We start from the raw sequence: 18,438 nt of genomic DNA, 5'->3' as shown, positions 1-18,438 counted from the left end.
TTTGGTAGATGAAGCGCTATCCTGCTATAACAAACTATCGATCATGATCAGGGAGAAAAAATGGCACGATTAATTCTAGTCTGTGGTCCTACAGGCGTTGGTAAAACCACTTATTCCGTAGCACTTGCTAAAGATGCTAAAGCTATCAGATTCTCCATAGACCCATGGATGCAAACGCTATTCGCAGACGATATGACAGAGTTGGATTATTCCTGGATGATTGAAAGAGTAAACCGCTGTTACGAGCAAATATGGAAAGTCAGTGAGCAAATTCTGGCGATAGATGGAAATGTTATTTTAGATCTAGGATTTACCACTAAGGCACAAAGAAATTTGTTTTCTCAACGAGCAGCTAAGTTAGGCATAGATGCCGAAGTGCATTATTTAGATGCGCCGACAGATATTCGGAGGAAACGTGTGGAGAAACGCAACGCGGAGAAAGACCCCGACGTGTATGCTTTTGAAGTCACTGAGATGATGTTTGATTTTATGGAACCACGATTTGAGATTCCTGATGAAGACGAACTTAAGAATGGATGTATTGTGGATAATACATAGCTGATTGTTTTAATTGCTAAGTCACCCCCCTACTTATGGGCACTTTTTTATATAACTTGAAAACAAGAACTAAACTTATAACAATCAATCATTATAAGCTTAGTCCTGTAATCACAAAATCACTACGATTTATAGCATCTTAAATCTAAAGTATACGGATATTCAGCTGTCATTTCTTCAGACAACTCACTGAAATCAGAACTACTCTTCTGATGTGTGACAAAGCTCTGCTTACCACCCAGTAATGGTGGAGCAACTACCGGAGCGCTCGCAGGTGTATGACCAAAGTCCCAGAAACGACTGACTCTACGTGATTCAGCTTCTACCGCATTAATCGGTGAGTTCTCAGGGTTTAATCCGCCAGGATGTGCCACATGGTAAGTACAACCACCTATTGAGCGATCATTCCAGGTGTCCACGACATCGATAACCAATGGCGCATGAATGCCAATCGTTGGATGTAATGCCGATGGTGGATTCCAGGCTCTATAGCGTATGCCCGCGACAGCTTCACCATGAGTGCCGGTACTTTTTAATGGTACACGATGGCCATTACATACAATGATGTATCGCGAGTCGGTAAAGCCACTGACGGTTATTTGAACACGCTCTACTGAAGAGTCAACATAACGAGCTGTTCCTTGACTACCGGATTCTTCACCCAACACATGCCACGGCTCAATCGCTCCATGTAACACGACTTGCTTATCATCTAACTGCAAGGTTCCATAACGAGGGAATCTAAATTCAATAAATGGCGCAAGCCATTCAAACTTAAACTCATAACCGGCATCATTAAGATCTCGGATAATTTCCTTCATGTCTGCAGCAACGTAGTGCCCAAGCATAAAGCGGTCATGTAGCTCTGTTCCCCAACGTACTAAGGTTTTCTTGTAAGGATTCTTCCAGAACCACGCAAGTAACGTTCTAATCAACAAGGCTTGCATCAAACTCATATGAGGATGTGGTGGCATTTCAAAACCACGGAACTCAAGAATACCCTGACGACCTGTCGCCGAATCTGGTGAAAATAGCTTATCGATACAAAACTCTGAGCGATGCGTATTACCCGTAATATCGGTCAATAAATGACGCAATAAACGATCCACTAACCATGGCTGATCAGTTTCACCGTTAGGCATTTGAGAGAATGCGATATCTAACTCATAGAGTTTTTCATCACGACCTTCATCGACACGCGGCGCCTGACTTGTCGGACCAATAAATAAACCCGAGAATAAGTAAGACAAAGCGGGATGATGCTGCCAATAAGTGACAAAACTCTGCAATAACTCAGGACGTCTTAAAAACGGACTATCCGTAGGTTGCGCAGCACCCAGTGTTACGTGGTTACCACCACCGGTTCCGGTGTGTCTGCCATCCTGCATGAATTTCTCTGTTCCCAAGCGACAAATACGCGCTTCTTCATAGAGAATTTCAGTGTGTTTAACCAGATCTGCCCAGTTGTTCGATGGGTGTATATTAACTTCGATAACGCCCGGATCAGGCGTAATCTGGAATGAAGTAACACGATGATCACGTGGTGGCGGGTAGCCTTCAATACGCACCGGTGTTTTCAACTTTTCCGCTGTCAGCTCTATGGCACTAATCAATTCGAGATAATGTTCCAGGTAACTTAATGGCGGCATAAACACATGCAAATAGCCATCTCTTGCTTCGATAGAAAGCGCGGTATGCGGAACATCAACAATAAACTTTTCGGTATTCTTCTTTTCTTTTTTACCTTTTTTCTTACTGCTGGTTTCTTTACCTGAGTCTTTTTCCAGCTTCATGTCGGCAGTTGGTTGCTGTCTCTTTTTCGATTTACGCTTCAACCAGCCAAAGTAGCTTTCAAGAATGCCTTTATTAGATTCATTTTCATCATCATCCGAATTTTCATAACGATCGACAACTTCACCATAATAATCATCTAGCTCGCCTAGCTCTTCCATAGTGTCGCGATCTGTCTGGATTTCGCGTTCATCTTCGGCTTGCCATGGTAATGAATCAAGCGGCAATCTAAGACCCATGGGTGAGTCTCCCGGTATTAATTGCAGTCGATCATTTCTAAACTGCCAAGGTGCACTGTGCCACTTAAGTTCATTGTAATCCCAGCTAATCGGAAGCACATATCCCACTTCACTGTCCAAACCTTGCATCAGCACTTTTGCAATTGCCTGACGTTCTAAGGAGTCTTTCAAACTCGCTTTTTGTGAGTCGAGATTTATCGGGATCGTACCCTCTTTCCAGAGGAAATATAATTGATCCTCAAACGCCGGAATAATGTATTTATCAGACAGCCCGAGATGTTTGGTTAAAATTCGCGAAAACTCTTTAGCATTTTCCGGCGTCTGCTTGTAATCCTCATAATCTTTGGCAATTAGATCAGGGTTTTTCCAGATCGCCTTGCCATCATTACGCCAGTAAGTACCTAGCGCCCAGCGTGGAATCTCTTCCCCTGGATACCATTTACCTTGACCATAATGTAGCAAACTGCCTGTAGAAAAACGATCCTTGAGGTTTAATAGTAATTGACCTGCCAGAATGCGTTTATGCTCTCCAAGTGCTTCGGTGTTCCATTGTGGTGCTTCCATATCATCGATAGAAACAAATGTTGGTTCTCCTCCCATGGTAAGACGTACATCTTCAGCGATGAGTACTTCATCAACCTTCTGACCCAGAGCGTTGATCGCTTGCCATTGTTTTTCTGTATAGGGCTTGGTTACTCGTGGATCTTCTCTTACACGTGTTACAACATTACTAAAATTAAAGTCGACAACTTCACATTCATCCATGCCACCTGTTACCGGTGCAGCACTTCCAGGATCAGCAGTACATGCCAGTGGAATGTGGCCTTCACTGGCGAATAAACCTGATGTTGGGTCAAGACCAATCCAGCCAGCACCTGGGATAAATACTTCACACCATGCATGCAAATCGGTGAAGTCTTCTTCTGGGCCTGACGGTCCATCTAAAGATTTCTCGTCTGAGGTTAATTGTACTAAGTAACCCGATACAAAACGGCTTGCTAGTCCAAGGTGGCGCAAAATTTGTACGAGTAACCATGCACTATCACGACAAGAACCGGTTGCTGTTTCGAGCGTTTCTTCGCAGGTCTGAACACCTGGCTCCATGCGTATGTTATAGCCAATCTCTTTTTCTAAGCGCTGATTCAACTGTACGAGGAAATCCTGTACGCGTACCTCTGATGTATCTACATCTTTCAGCCATTCTTTAAGTTTTTCACCATTTTGAGAAACTTGTAAATAGGGTGACAGCTCATTTTTTAATTCAGACTTATATTCAAAGGGGTAATTTTCAGCATACTCTTCAACAAAAAAGTCGAATGGGTTGATGACTGTCAATTCCGCGACCAAGTCTACTTCGAAAGAAAACTTGGTGGTCTTATTGGGAAAAACCAGTCGCGCCTCATAATTTCCAAAAGGGTCCTGCATCCAGTTGATATAATGATCTTCTGGCTCAATTCGCAAAGAATAAGATTTGATCGGGGTACGTGAATGTGGAGCTGGCCTTAAACGTATTACATGCGGGGAAAGATTGACCGCGCGATCATACGTGTACGACGTTTTATGGGTTAAAGCTACATCTATTGTCATATTTTATATTTTCCTGATTCAGGCTTGTGTTTGTTTTTGAGAAAGATCTTCATCGACTTGCATCGGCGACCCATCATTCTCTTCATCTGTTTTTTCTTCTTCTGGTTCTATAACTATTTCAGCTATTTTAGGGAACCATGTATGACATATCCCGTTATGAATTTGTATAATTCCTTTTTGAATATCGTCGAAATAACGATGCAAAAATTCTGGGGAGACATCCTTTGTTTCATCGAAACTATTCACCTGTTCTAACAGTAAATCCCATCCTTCAAAAACCTCATCATTGTCTGGTAATTGAGAGGCATATACTTCAATTTCTGTCAGACAAAACTTGATTGAACGCGGAAAATCATCTCTACATAAGAGAAAGTGAAGTACTTTTGTTGGATCAATCTTGGGACCATTCAGACTGCGGTACATCTGTATGCCATTTTGCGCTTTGAGGATTTCATGCCAGATCAGCATGTCAAATGTACCGACTTCTGAAGCATTGCGACGTAATAAAATACCCGCAGCAACATCCAACATTCTAGAGGTCATATCAGCTCGTTCGAGCATAATTCCAACCTGCAAAAAGTCGTAGGCCTGATTTCGACTCAAAGAGTTTTGTATCATGCCATTGAATTGTAAGCATTTTGAAATGATTTCCGATAAAAACTTATATCGATTCCTCCTATTCGTTGAATCATTTGCTGATTCTTTAACAAACAGATTTAAATCATTAAGCATTTCCCAGGCAGATATTGGAATGGCTTCTTTGGATGTTCGCGCATTCTCGCGCGCTGCCTTAATAGATGAACGAATGGAATTGGGATTTTCGACATCTGCCAACAGAAATGTAATCACATTCTTTTCAGTCGCTTCATCATAAAGTTTATTGAACTCATATTCCGCCGAAAGGATTTGTAATAAGGTATTCCAACTGAGTTTATGCGTTTTAGGAATATCCATCATTACTTGCGAGAAAGCTTTGAGCATTCTTGCGGTATCTTCCGTTCTTTCGATATAACGACCTAACCAGTAAACACGTTCTGCACTTCTAGATAACATATTTATTCATCCTCCTGTTCGACAATCCAGGTATCTTTACTACCACCACCTTGTGACGAATTCACAACAAGCGATCCCTCTACCATTGCAACGCGTGTTAGACCACCTTTCGTTACCCAACAATTTTCACCTTGTAATACAAATGGACGTAAATCCAGATGTCTCGGCGAAATGCCCTGATCGGTAATAACAGGTGCAGTTGATAAATCTAACATCGGTTGTGCCACGTAGTTTCTAGGGTTTTTAGTAATAAGATCACGGAATTCTTCAACTTCTTCTTTAGAAGCTTTTGGGCCTAAGAGGATGCCATATCCACCTGATTCATTAACCGGTTTAATGACCAGTTCATCCAGATGTTCATGTACATAGGCAAAATCATCTTCTTCATAACAGAGATAAGTGTCTACATTAGGGAGAATGGCATCTTCATCGAGGTAATACTTAATCATTTTTGGAACATAAGCGTAAACCGCTTTATCATCTGCAACACCACTACCGGGTGCATTTGCTATAGCGACATTGCCTTTTTTCCAGGCTCGCATAATTCCGGGCACACCCAGCATTGAACCTTTATTAAATACTTCAGGATCGATAAACACATCATCAACTCGACGATAAATAACATCAACACGCTCAGGACCGTTGATCGTACGCATATAGACGCAATCATCTTTATCAACGAACAAATCTGCACCTTCAACTAATTCTGCACCCATTCCTTGAGCCAGAAATGAATGCTCATAATAGGCAGAATTAAATATACCCGGGGTCAACACCACAATCACTGGGCAATCTTTATCACGCGGTGAAAGTGATGCCAGCATTTCATGCAATCGAATAGGATAATCAGAAATCGGAGATATACTTTGTGTATCAAAAACCTCGGGGAATATTCGCTTAGTAACTTCCCTGTTTTCTATCATGTAAGAAACACCTGAAGGTACACGTAGATTATCCTCAAGGACTCTCAAGATACCACCACCATCACGCACCAAATCGGTGCCTGAAATATTTGCCCATGCACCATGAGGGGGCGTTATTCCTTGGCATGCAGGAAGATAATTTGTTGAACCTTCAATAAGATGCCTAGGTACTAATTTGTCTTTTAGTATTTTTTGGTCATTGTAAACGTCATTTATAAACATATTGAGTGCTTGTATACGTTGTTTCAATCCTTTCTCGACCATACGCCATTCGGATGCAGGTATAGGCCTAGGGATAATATCAAATGGCCAATCCCGGTCGATATTGCTCCCTTCTGAATAGATGGTAAAAGATACTCCCATCTCCTTGATACAACGCTCTGAAGCTTGCTTTCGAGCCATCACTTCTTTGTTATCAAGAGATTTTAAATATTTATACAGTTCTTTTGCGACAGCGCGGGGTTGAGAGTTCGTTTCCATGACCTCATCAAAGAACACCCCGGAATTGTAATCATTCCATTCCATAAAATACCTTTTAATTGATTTTATTATTGCTCTAATTATTAACGTAGTTAGTAATAGAGAGTTATTCTTGACTGATTGAGATTGATAATAATCAAAGCGTTTTTCATTAGCCTCTTATATATTTATACTTTTATAGTTATACCTTGTTTCTTTATATATAGTGCAAAAGATATGCCATAGTTTATTTTAATTTAACATGAGTTTAATTAAAGGAACTTATCAAAAGAAATAGTCTAAATAGCAGTGTCAAAGTTATGTAACAGGCGTATACTGTGCGGTCGTGTAATTTCATTCGTTGAACTTTTTTTGACACTACAATTACACATATTCCAAGAATAACAATTCTAGTATTTCTCTGAACGTTCAAATTATTTTTCGTTCTAACAAGGTTAAAACACATTTAGTATGACTTATTGTATTGCCATTAAAACCAACAATCGTTTGGTTTTCGCTTCTGACTCCAGAACCAACGCTGGTCCTGATCACGTCTCCACTTATAGCAAAATGTTTAAATGGGGGGTTCCGGGTGAACGTCAATTTATACTCGTTAGTGCAGGAAATTTAGCAACCACTCAGGCTGTGGTTGAAACGATTGAACGAGATATGAAAGAGTCTGCGGCAGACAACCTTCTAAATTTTAAATATATCTCCTCAGCCGCTGACTATATTGGCAGAATAAGTCTAGAAGCGCAGAATAAAAATGCTAATCTGGGCATGAGAGCGGGATTCAATGCCGAGTCAACATTTATCCTTGGTGGCCAGATTGGCTCAGAGCCTGCAAATATTTATATGATCTACCCTCAAGGTAATCATATTACCTGCCCGGAAACCACACCGTTTCTGCAAATAGGTGAAATCAAATACGGTAAGCCGTTATTAGACAGAGTCATCACGGATAAAACCTCTGAGCGTGATGCCGTACGTGCAGCTATGGTATCAATGGATTCAACGATGCGAAGCAACTCTACAGTTGGACCACCCATTGAAATTGAAAGCTATCACATTAACTCTTTGCAACCGGGTAAATACAAAATTTTTGAGGCAACTGACCCTTATCTGCAACTATTGAGCTCAAGCTGGGCTGAAAAGTTACTGGAGGCATTTTTAAAACTTCCCGAGTTGCCTGATTTTCCAGATGATGGACAAGCGGTAACTATGTCTAAAGCAAAGTTACAGTCTCAGATGCAATCACAGATGCAGACTCAGTCACAAGATCATCAGTCACAGAGTCAGAGTCAAACTCAGTTAGATTCTCAAACTCAACCGCAGACTGAATTAAAATAAAAGTCACCCCCCTACTTTAGAGTGATTTTTATACGACTACGCCTTCCCTGCGATTAAGCATTAAACAACAATGCTTTTGTCTCGCTTTCGCTTCGGCTCATTTTGCTGATAGAAATGACTAAAGGAACTTATGCAGAGCTAGGCGCTTTTTTGAGATATTGAATCAACGTTTTACACTGCGTTTTTTTCTAGCGTTTTTAACAGGCTTGGCCTTTGCAAAACCTGTTTTAGCTTTAGCTCGCGGTTTACCCTTACTCTGCTCATTAGATTTTGTTTTGATACGATGATGAAAATCATTGCCTTTGTTTTTATTGGCGTTATTAGCTTGGTTTCCACGCTTTTCTAATCGGGCATTAAATTCTGGAATCAGATGTTCTTTGGTATTTCCGATTAATTCAGTACGACCCATACGTTTCAATGCTGCACGTATCATTTGCCAATTATCTGGATCATGATAGCGTAAAAATGCTTTGTGCAAACGACGTGATTTAGCATCGCGTGCCGAATCAATATGCTCGGAAGCTTCACCCACTTTTTTCAATGGATTGATTTCACTGTGGTACATAGCCGAAGCAAGTGCCATTGGCGTAGGAATAAAGCCCTGCACCTGATCAGGCTTGAAGTTATTCTCTTTAAGCCATAGCGCTAGGTTAAGCATATCTTCATCCGTCGTACCGGGATGCGATGAGATAAAGTATGGAATTAAGTATTGTTCTTTACCCGCTTCTTTCGAATACTTTTCAAACAACTCTTTAAATTTGTAATAGCTACCAATCCCTGGCTTCATCATTTTAGAAAGAGTGCTTTTTTCAGTATGTTCTGGCGCTATCTTTAAACGTCCGCCTACATGATGAGTAACCAGTTCTTTGACGTATTCCGGGTCAGTCACAGCTAGATCATAACGCAAACCCGACGCGATAAAGATACGTTTTACACCTTCAATTTTACGCGCACGACGATATAACTTTGTCAGCGGCTTGTGGTCTGTATTCAGGTTTTCGCAAATTCCTGGGTAAACACAAGATAAGCGGCGACAAGACTCTTCAATCTTGTTGCTCTTACATGAAAGTCGATACATGTTTGCAGTTGGACCACCAAGGTCGGAGATATTCCCCGTAAATCCAGGTACGTTATCTCGAATTGCTTCGATTTCCTTAATCACCGAATCTTCCGAACGACTTTGGATAATACGCCCTTCATGCTCTGTAATTGAACAGAAAGTACAACCACCAAAACAGCCACGCATGATATTCACTGAAAAACGAATCATATCGTAAGCCGGAATTTTTAAATCCCCATAGCTCGGATGCGGTCTACGCGTATACGGAAATTCAAACAAACCGTCGAATTCTTCAGCACTCAAAGGCTGTGGAGGTGGATTTAACCAGACATCACGCTTGCCATGCATTTGCACTAATGAACGCGCATTACCCGGATTAGTTTCCAAGTGAAATACACGAGAAGCATGCGCATATAATATTTTACTATCTACCACTTGATTGTGAGACGGTAAACGTATCACGGTAGTAGTTCGATCTAGTTTTTTAGGTCGCTCATGAAAATGAATCACTTGAGCAGCCGCACTATTCAGCTTGGCCTCTGTTTCATCATCTATCGCTTGCTGGCTATTCTTATCGCAATCTGCTGTTTGTGTCGTATCAACGTATGGATTTGAATCAGGGTGTTCGATAGAACCGACTTCATCGAGGTCTGTAGAATCGATCACCGTCCAGCCTTCGGGTACTCCCTGACGCATAAAACCTGTGCCACGGATATCGGTAATTTCACCAATCTTTTCGCCTGCCGCTAAACGATGTGCGACCTCAACGATTGCTCTTTCCGCATTGCCGAAAAGCAACATATCCGCTTTTGAATCTGGCAAGATTGAACGTCTTACTTTTTCTGTCCAGTAATCGTACTGTGCGATTCGACGTAAGCTCGCTTCGATACCACCAATAATTACCGGCACACCTTTGTAAGCTTCTCGTGCACGCTGTGCATAAACAACGGTTGCACGATTTGGGCGTTTACCCGCTTTTGCGCCAGCAGTATAAGCATCATCAGAACGTGGCTTTCGATCCGCAGTGTAATGATTCACCATCGAATCCATATTTCCTGCGGCAATACCGTAGAAAAGATTCGGCTTTCCTAATTTGCAGAAATCATCAGCTGAACGCCAATCTGGTTGAGAAATTATCCCAACACGAAAGCCTTGAGATTCGAGCAATCGGCCGATAATAGCCATACCAAAGCTAGGGTGATCGACATAAGCATCACCTGTAACAATAATAATGTCGCAGGAATCCCATCCGAGATCATCCATCTCATCACGTGACATCGGCAATACAGGGGCCGCTCCGAACTTGTGAGGCCAGAACTTCCTGTACGAGAATAATTTAGGGGCTGTAATTTCCATAGTGTGTGCAATTATACGCTATCATCACAACTAGGTATAAACCTATTAACTCTGATTAATTTTGAGGCAGGGAAACCTGCGTAAACTTACAAAATATATTACAAATGAACATACCTGGTTTTCTAATTTCACTCCTGCTCACACTTTCTGTAAGCGCTGCTTATGGTGATTATGCGGTTGTTCCAAATGATGTCTACAATTCTTATACCCATTTCCTAAACAAGCGATCAGCGCTAAACATTACAGACTACTCTGGCTCACATACGAACAGAGATGTGGTTGAAACTATTATCTGGCAACAAGCACTTAAAAAAGGCGGGTATGACAAGACCATAAATATTGAAGCTTTAGATATTTCATATTCACGAGTCATCCTCGAAATAAAACACGGAACAATTGCTGCATTTGCCAACTCAGTATGGCTAGATGACATCGAAGATTATGAAAACTATAAAGATCTGTTTTATATTACTGAGCCAGTCATACCTGAGCATAAATTTTATGCAGGTTTTTATACCACGCCAGACCGTGTTAGCCAGATTAAAATCAAAGACAAAGAAGGTATCAGTAACTATAAGTTTAGTTGCAATCGACACTGGAAAAAAGACAACCAATTACTAGAACATCTTAATGCTGACTGTATGTTCTCGAATACCTGGGAAGCTATGGTAAATAAACTGAAAAATAAACATGCAGATATGGTTCTAGCCCCTTTTCAGGCTAGCAAGGATATGAGTTTGATCGCATTTGGAGAAATATTGGTGCCTCTCCCCAATGTGAAAACCAGTCTTCCCGGTAAACGGGTATTTATCATTTCTAAAAAATCAAGAAACGGCGAAGCATTGTTTAAGGCCTTAAACAAGGGCATTAAACTAATGAACAAAGAAGGTCTAATTGAAAAAGCCTACGAGCAATCTGGTTTTTATAATCATAAAACAAAAGAGTGGAAGCTAATCGACTAGTCTCACACTTTCTATAAGCACTAAGAAAATACACTGTATTCAAATTTTAAAAACAATCTGTCTATTCTGTTTTTAATCTTTACGACTATACTCCTCCGATGACTCGCTTCATCCCAATAATATTTGTACTGCTTTGGTCCACCGGTTTTATCGGCGCAAAGTTCGGCCTGCCTTACGCAGAACCCTTTACCATGTTGATGTGGCGTATGATTATTGTGGTTCCACTATTTTTCCTTGTGGTTCTCATTATGAAACGTCCAGGTATTAGTGGCAAAGATGCTGCAATACAAGGACTTGTTGGATTGCTGATTCACGGCTTTTATCTTGGCGGTGTGTTTGCCGCTATTTCTGTAGGAATGCCAACCGGACTCACCTCTTTATACGTTAGTTTAAACCCTATTCTTATTGCGATATTCTCCGGCATTTTTTTGCACACCATCATTACCAAGCGCGAATGGTTGAGTTTATTCCTGGGCTTCCTCGGAGTAGCTATCGTTATCTATGGTGCCTCAAAGTGGGAGGGTGTCATCAGCGCAAAGGGTATTGCCCTATTAACTGTGGCATTAATAAGTATCTGCGCCGGTACTTTAATACAGAAAAAATATGCACAAAATGTAGGATTAATTAGAGGTTCGATGTATCAATACGCCGCCTCCTTAATACTCTATCTCATTCTCTCTTTCACCATAGAAACGGGAGAAGTTGAGTGGAACCTGACTTTTATCGCAACACTGGCATGGCTAGTTATCGTACTTTCATTTGCCGCTGTTTTACTCTTGATGTATATGATCCAGAATGGCGAAGCTACCAAGGTTGCGAGTTATTTTTATTTAGTACCTCCCATTACCGTTTTACAAGGTTGGCTTTTCTTCGATGAACAGTTAAGTTGGTTGACCTTTGTGGGAGGAGGCCTCGTCGTTTTTGCGCTTATGATGGGCAGGCCTTTAAAAGCCAAAACAAACAAGTGAGTTATCTAAATTGTTAGAATACATTTTAATTATCGCAGCAGGTTTCCTCGGCGGAATGTTAAATGCCGTCGCAGGTGGAGGTAGTTTCATTACACTGCCTGCCCTAATATTTGTAGGCGTACCACCCGTCATGGCTAATGCAACAGGCACTGCCGCTCTGCTTCCCGGTTATATCGCTAGCGCATGGCGCTTTAGAAAAGATATTAAGTTTCCTGCCAACTTAAGCTTTAAAACGCTTTCTACCATTTCTATTCTCGGTGGCTCTCTGGGTGCCACGATCTTATTGTTTACCAGCGAACAGGTATTTTCGTCTTTAATACCCTGGCTGATTCTTATTGCCACGCTGTTATTTATTATTGGGCCGCGTTTACTACCAAAGAAACAAGAAACCGATAATGACACTCTAGCAAAACAAACTAACCATAACAAAAGCAAAGTAACTGCTTTTTTAGTGATGTTCTTCGTTTGCGCTTATGGCGGTTATTTTAATGGCGGGCTTGGCATAATCTTGCTCGCTGCATTAGCGCTCTTAGGGCAAACAAATCTTCTGGGCATGAATGGCATCAAGAATTACGTATCCGCGCTATTAACCGCTATCGCTGTCCTTGTGTATGCCTCTGGCGGCGTTATTGAATACAAATTTTTAGTCATTATGGGGTTAGCTGCTATTGTTGGTGGTTATGTGGGTGCTGCACTTGCCTATCGTATCCCTCAGAATATTATGCGAGGTTTTATTATTACCATTGGTTGGATTATGTCTGCGGTGTTTTTTTTAAGATAGGTATCTCATATCATAAATTAGCTTTTAATTAATTTAAAGTTTATCTCTGTGTAGCAAAAACCTGGGTCCAATACACGCCATATGTAGCTGTTGTACTCTCAGTGCAAGCTACAGCCATCTCCATATAAGAAGATTTCATGATATTTGCGCAATGTCCAGGACTGTCTAACCATCCATTAATAGTATCCTGCAAAGAACTTCTACCAGCAGAAATATTCTCCCCTACAGCTTGCCATACATATCCTGCATCACTAACACGATCTCCTAATGTACTTCCATTTGACCCTGTGTGACTAAAGAAATCGAACTCTGCCATATCATTAGAATGTGATTGAGCAGCCGTTGATAATAAATTACTCCAAACAATTGGATCTGAAGCTTCATAGAAAGTAGAACCACAGTTTCGCCCTTCTGCCCTAATTAAATTAATAGTGTTAATAGCAATTTCATTGATTTCAGAAGTTAAGTTACATTGCTGAATATCTGGTTGCTCAGTTATTATTTCTTCAGACTCCGCATAGTCGGACAAAGAACTCTCTGCTGCAGATACATTTGTTGATACGAAACTAGTTTCTAATTGTTCTTCAGTTGTCACGCTATTCGATTCAGTTGTAACACTACTAGAGTTGCAACCAAAGAAAGATAAAAGGACTATAGACAAAATTAAATGTTTTTTACTCATGCTGTTAAATACTTACTTAATTATAGATAGCCTTTAAACAATTAATTTTTGTGGTGGTTCACTTTAAATCCTTATTTTTATTTTTCTATCATTTTTGTTATTCTTTTTAAGAAAAAACTTATTATTATTCAAAGAGTTAAATTCCATTCTATTTTTGGACTTTTCCTATTGAATATTTTAGATCAAAACTAAATCACTACTAAAACTCCTAAAAGGCATCTCAATCATGCCTCCCGATCTCATCTAAAGCTCCTAAAACTACCTCTCATTAGTTCAGACAAGCTTATGATAAAAAAGTAATATCGAACATTTTGTATAATTAGATAGTTCAGCTTTATTATGAGAATAATATTTAGAAGTCAAATCAGAATAATGTGTCTCTTTAAATAAAGTGTCTTGTTCTGCTATCAATAACAGGAACAAAACATTCATTTCTCCAGTATATTTTCTGATTTGAACAAAGCACCCCAACGATGCCATTAGCACTTTAGCTTTTACTCGATACTCCCAAAAATTCTCAATCTTCTCGGATTAAAAGCCATTCGACAAATCAACACTAGAACCATTGAAGGATTGATTATCCTTACCGTATTTTTTTACAAAGAACAATTTAATGATTTGTATCCGTTTTGCCCCCTCATCTTTCGGGCACTTTTTCTAATGGATGAATAAACGAATGAATAAGTAAATTTATTTATCCTTTTATTAGCCCTAAGGTTCATTAAATTTAAAAAATAAAAACCCACTTCCTCGATTAAAAAACTTGACTATTTTTTTATATCAACTTGTCCACAAAACCTGTGGATAACTCTGTGCATATCCCTATGAATTGATCCTAAAAGCCTTACTCTATTTAGTTCCCTTACTAATTGATCAATTTTTAACCAGATCACTATTTTACTATTATATCAACATCTTAGAGATACATATTAATAGATTAAAATAGAAAAAGCGTGAATGTTACACTTTTATGACCGAATTAATGCTTGCTTTTTAAATTGTGCATAAAACGGAAATCGATGTTCATATTTTCAAAAAACGCTAAGTCATTGTTAAGCTTAGATTAAGGAAAATTAACAAAATAAAATCCAAAAAAAACTGCGAATATCAATAATTTTTTCAATTTATTTTACGAATAAAAGTCATAACTAGTTCCCCCCAAAAAAATCAGAAAGTAATGCTGCAATATCCACTTTTTTAAAAGTAATTATGATGCCCACTAGCGTATTTCATACAATGGATTAATAAAATTCCAGCCCTTAAGTTCACAAATCAATCTATGCTTTCCTTAACGAAAGTAATCAACGTTTCATTTACTGAGATAATTTGGGTTAAAGCAAATTACAAAAGGAGCATATATGGATAAGCACGAATTTTTAGAGGTTGAACACCCTATCATCCAGGCACCCATGGCAGGAGTTCAAGATAGTACACTCGCATTGGCTGTCTCAGCCGCTGGTGCTTTAGGCTCACTTCCCTGTGCAATGCTGAGTCATGAAGCATTAAAGAAGGAATTAGAAATCCTTAAATCCCAAACTAATAATCCGATTAATATCAACTTTTTCTGCCACACTCCACCGACACCTAATATAGATGCCGAAAATAATTGGCGCAAAGCACTTCAACCCTTCTTTAATGAATTTGGCATTGACCCTAATGACATTCCAGACGGCCCAAGTCGCGAACCATTTAGCCACAATATAGCTGATATTCTGGAAGACTTTAAACCCACGATAATTAGCTTCCATTTCGGCTTACCTGCAAAAGATCTTTTACAACGAGTAAATGGTTGGGGCACAAAAATCATTAGCTCTGCCACGACAATTGAAGAAGCATTATGGTTAGAAGCCAATGGGGCGGACGGTATTATCGCTCAAGGGCTAGAAGCAGGAGGACATAGAGGTATGTTCTTATCAAAAGATTTGAACACCCAAATGGGAACATTCGCATTGCTGCCTCAAATTGTTAGACGAGTAAATGTTCCCGTGATAGCAGCTGGAGGCATTGCAGATGAACACGGTGTTGCCTCTGCTTTAGAACTTGGTGCATCAGCGGTCCAAATTGGTACGGCATATCTACTTTGCAATGAAGCGAATGTTACTCCACTATATCGAACGGCTCTTAAAAGTGATACCGCACACCAAACAGCTATCACTAATGTATTTTCTGGCAGACCAGCTAGAGGAATAATTAACCGGGTAATTTCCGAACTAGGACCGATAAGCACTCAAACACCAGAGTTTCCATTAGCATTGACAGCTATTTCAGCTTTGAGAAGCAAAGCAGAAGCTGAAGGCTCATCAGATTTTTCCCCCTTATGGAGCGGCCAAAATACCAGCGGGTGTAAAGAAATCTCAGCCACAGAATTGACAAAGCAATTAGCTTTAGGCGTTAGAGGAATTTAAAAACAGGCTATAAGTAGGGGGGTGTATTTTTCTGTTCGTGATATTTAGGTGCACTGATTAAGTCTATACTAATAAGTGTCATTAACCTCTAAGCAATGAGATTCAAGATGCCTGATAACATTACTAACAATAAAAATGGAAGTGATAGCAATCACGAAAAAATAAATTATATTGAATTACCCGCCAAGGATATCGAAAAAGCCAAAGCTTTCTTCAGCCAAGTATTTGCCTGGACATTTGAGGATTTCGGTCCGGAATACACGGCGATACATAACGCGGGAATTGATGGCGGGTTTTACAAATCTGATCTAAGCGTATCAACTAAAAACGGAAGTGCATTAGTAGTGTTTTTCAGCAATGATTTAGAAAGCACTCAGCAAAAAATTGAAACCTCAAATGGCGAGATTACCGAAGCTATTTTCTCTTTTCCCGGCGGAAGACGTTTTCACTTTACTGACCCAAACGGTAATGAATACGCAGTTTGGTCAGACACATAATGATTAGTTAGTTCTGGAAGTAATAGTCGTATTTTCTCTGTAAGTTACTCGTAAACTTCCAGGCTTCGTTGTATGACAACCCACTATTCTCAGGAATCACAACTTTGATGTAAAGATTCTCTTTGTGCTTCTTTTTTAATGCTTCTAAGCCGCTGGCTAACTCTTTAGAAGATACTGTCTTATAACTACCACTCGGATCGGATTTAAATCGAATAATCGTTTTTCCGCCTCTCTTCTTATAAGTAACGCTGGCAATGTATTTACCTTTTGATGAACGCGCTGGACGTAGTAATTTCTGATACTTACTGTCCAGAGTATCGTACTCACCCTGCAAGCTTCTTAGTTGGCTGTTCCCTGCTTCTTGATCTTGTTTAAGTGAAGCGATTTGCTCTTCTTTTACTTTAAGCTGCTTTTGTGATTCTTCGATGCTTGCTGTTAGTTTAGCTAATTCTTTCGCTTTCTCGTCCAGTTGCTGTGTTAGCGTTTGCTCGACTGTTCCTTGTTTTTCTTTATCTGTTTGTGTTTTTTCAAGGCGATTTTGAAGAGCCACTAATTGCTGCTGTAGATTTTTAGAAGTAGCTCGTTCTTTCTCTAAAGCCTCATTGGTACTTTCCAGATTAGAGGCTAATGAATTATATTTATCATCAAGACTATTACGATTACTTTGTAAGGATTGCAGCATTGCCACGCTGGAAGAGGCTGAATCTTTAAGCTGCTTGATTTCAGCTAAGTTCGATTGTTTCGACTGCTCTAAAACTTTTAACGCTTTTTCACTTGTAAGCAATTTTTCATTCAATACTTTTTCTTGATTTAAAGCGACAGTGATTTTTTCTTTTTGAGTCGCAGTGACCTCAGTAAGCTTTAGATTTTCTTGTTTAGAATTAGATAAGTCTGCTTTCAAAGCGGTTATTGATGCAGTTTTTTCTTGAATCTGTGCAGTATTTTCTTGGATTAGTACTTCATTCTGAGCAAGGTTAGTTTTTAAACTGGCATTATCTTTTGAAAGAGCAAGTTTCTCACTTTTTACACCATCTAAATCTGTCTTTAACGTTGCGATTAACGACTCATTTTCTTTGTTAACATTTTCACTTGTTAATAGTTTTGTTTGTACTTCTTTTAAAGAAGTTTGTGTATTTTTTAGATTAGTTTGTGTGTCAGTCAGTGTACTTACAGTCGCTTCATTTTTAGCGGTTAATGCAGAAAGCTTTTCATTTAAAGCCGTTATTTCAGCAGTCTTCTCGCTTAACTGTTGTTTCGTAGTGGATAGTTGTTGGTTGGTGTTTAGCAAGCGCTTATCAGTATCTGTAAGCTTCTCATTAGTACTCAGTAAATTAGCTTTTTCAGTTTCGTATTTAGTATTTAGTGATTTTAGCTGCTCCTCAATCGAGGTGAGTAAAGTAGATTTAGCCGTTAAATTCTGAGTGGTACTACTGAGCTTTTCTTTGGTATCTGCAAGACTGGCTTTTTCAACTTCATATTTCTGGTTTAGAGTTACCAACTGTTTTTCTAAATTAGAAAGTCTTGCTGCAAGTGTCTGATTTTTTTCTTGGCGATTTTCAGCCAAATCCGATGCAATATGTTGCGCATTAATACTGGTCTTTAATTCAGAAATTAGCGTCCAGTTATTGAGAATAACGGCGACTGTGACCAGTAGAAACACCATCACAATGACCATCATAATATCGGTAAATGAAGGCCAGAAACTCTCTTCATTTACATTATGATTTTCTAAATGGGTATTCGACCCTGGGTAACCGTAGTTCATCT

At 39.6% G+C, this 18,438-nt stretch carries 13 protein-coding genes; 7 read left to right on the top strand and 6 right to left on the bottom strand.

The window, feature by feature from the left end:
- Positions 1-60 precede the first annotated feature (60 nt).
- Positions 61-558, top strand: coding sequence for an ATP-binding protein (locus Q1A31_RS09015; protein WP_299875480.1), 498 nt, complete (start codon positions 61-63; stop codon positions 556-558).
- 122 nt (positions 559-680) lie between these two features.
- Here the strand turns inward: Q1A31_RS09015 and Q1A31_RS09010 are convergent, their stop codons facing one another.
- From Q1A31_RS09010 to Q1A31_RS09000, 3 genes are read right to left on the bottom strand one after another with little or no spacing between them, the layout of a single operon-like run.
- Entirely contained in the window at positions 681-4,175 is a 3,495-nt protein-coding gene (locus Q1A31_RS09010) for a DUF2126 domain-containing protein (RefSeq protein ID WP_299875477.1), read from the bottom strand.
- Between the two features lie 18 nt (positions 4,176-4,193).
- The gene (locus Q1A31_RS09005; protein ID WP_299875474.1) at positions 4,194-5,228 is read right to left on the bottom strand and encodes an alpha-E domain-containing protein; all 1,035 of its coding nucleotides are present in this window, start codon (positions 5,226-5,228) and stop codon (positions 4,194-4,196) included.
- A gap of 2 nt (positions 5,229-5,230) precedes the next feature.
- Complete coding sequence (locus Q1A31_RS09000) at positions 5,231-6,676, bottom strand: circularly permuted type 2 ATP-grasp protein (RefSeq protein WP_299875471.1); 1,446 nt, start codon at positions 6,674-6,676, stop codon at positions 5,231-5,233.
- Between the two features lie 405 nt (positions 6,677-7,081).
- Here Q1A31_RS09000 and Q1A31_RS08995 point away from each other — a divergent pair, with 405 nt between their 5' ends.
- The gene (locus Q1A31_RS08995) at positions 7,082-7,960 is read left to right on the top strand and encodes a proteasome-type protease (RefSeq protein ID WP_299875468.1); all 879 of its coding nucleotides are present in this window, start codon (positions 7,082-7,084) and stop codon (positions 7,958-7,960) included.
- Between the two features lie 163 nt (positions 7,961-8,123).
- Here the strand turns inward: Q1A31_RS08995 and Q1A31_RS08990 are convergent, their stop codons facing one another.
- The gene (locus Q1A31_RS08990) at positions 8,124-10,376 is read right to left on the bottom strand and encodes a YgiQ family radical SAM protein (RefSeq protein WP_299875465.1); all 2,253 of its coding nucleotides are present in this window, start codon (positions 10,374-10,376) and stop codon (positions 8,124-8,126) included.
- Positions 10,377-10,480: 104 nt separating this feature from the next.
- On the opposite strand from Q1A31_RS08990, the gene Q1A31_RS08985 reads away from it, so the two are divergent.
- From Q1A31_RS08985 to Q1A31_RS08975, 3 genes are all read left to right on the top strand, one after another.
- Positions 10,481-11,338 carry a hypothetical protein gene (locus tag Q1A31_RS08985; RefSeq protein ID WP_299875460.1) on the top strand — a complete coding sequence of 286 codons (858 nt, stop codon included), beginning with the start codon at positions 10,481-10,483 and terminating at the stop codon, positions 11,336-11,338.
- A 98-nt stretch (positions 11,339-11,436) separates the two neighbouring features.
- Complete coding sequence (locus Q1A31_RS08980; RefSeq protein ID WP_299875457.1) at positions 11,437-12,306, top strand: DMT family transporter; 870 nt, start codon at positions 11,437-11,439, stop codon at positions 12,304-12,306.
- A gap of 10 nt (positions 12,307-12,316) precedes the next feature.
- Entirely contained in the window at positions 12,317-13,087 is a 771-nt protein-coding gene (locus Q1A31_RS08975; protein ID WP_299875455.1) for a sulfite exporter TauE/SafE family protein, read from the top strand.
- A gap of 40 nt (positions 13,088-13,127) precedes the next feature.
- On the opposite strand, the gene Q1A31_RS08970 is transcribed toward Q1A31_RS08975, so the two are convergent.
- Complete coding sequence (locus Q1A31_RS08970) at positions 13,128-13,769, bottom strand: CAP domain-containing protein (RefSeq protein ID WP_299875453.1); 642 nt, start codon at positions 13,767-13,769, stop codon at positions 13,128-13,130.
- A gap of 1,358 nt (positions 13,770-15,127) precedes the next feature.
- Here Q1A31_RS08970 and Q1A31_RS08965 point away from each other — a divergent pair.
- Positions 15,128-16,174 (top strand): nitronate monooxygenase family protein, encoded by a 1,047-nt coding sequence (locus Q1A31_RS08965; RefSeq protein WP_299875450.1) that lies wholly within the window; start codon positions 15,128-15,130, stop codon positions 16,172-16,174.
- A 107-nt stretch (positions 16,175-16,281) separates the two neighbouring features.
- Complete coding sequence (locus tag Q1A31_RS08960; protein WP_299875446.1) at positions 16,282-16,671, top strand: VOC family protein; 390 nt, start codon at positions 16,282-16,284, stop codon at positions 16,669-16,671.
- Positions 16,672-16,678: 7 nt separating this feature from the next.
- On the opposite strand, the gene Q1A31_RS08955 is transcribed toward Q1A31_RS08960, so the two are convergent.
- Positions 16,679-18,436, bottom strand: a complete 1,758-nt coding sequence (locus tag Q1A31_RS08955) for a hypothetical protein (protein ID WP_299875444.1) — start codon at positions 18,434-18,436, stop codon at positions 16,679-16,681.
- Positions 18,437-18,438 lie beyond the last annotated feature (2 nt).

This window comes from uncultured Cocleimonas sp. (genome assembly GCF_947495625.1).
Taxonomy (GTDB): Bacteria; Pseudomonadota; Gammaproteobacteria; order Thiotrichales; family Thiotrichaceae; genus Cocleimonas.
The sequence above is the reverse complement of the archived record's forward strand: the minus strand, read 5'-3'. Positions and strand labels throughout refer to the sequence as shown.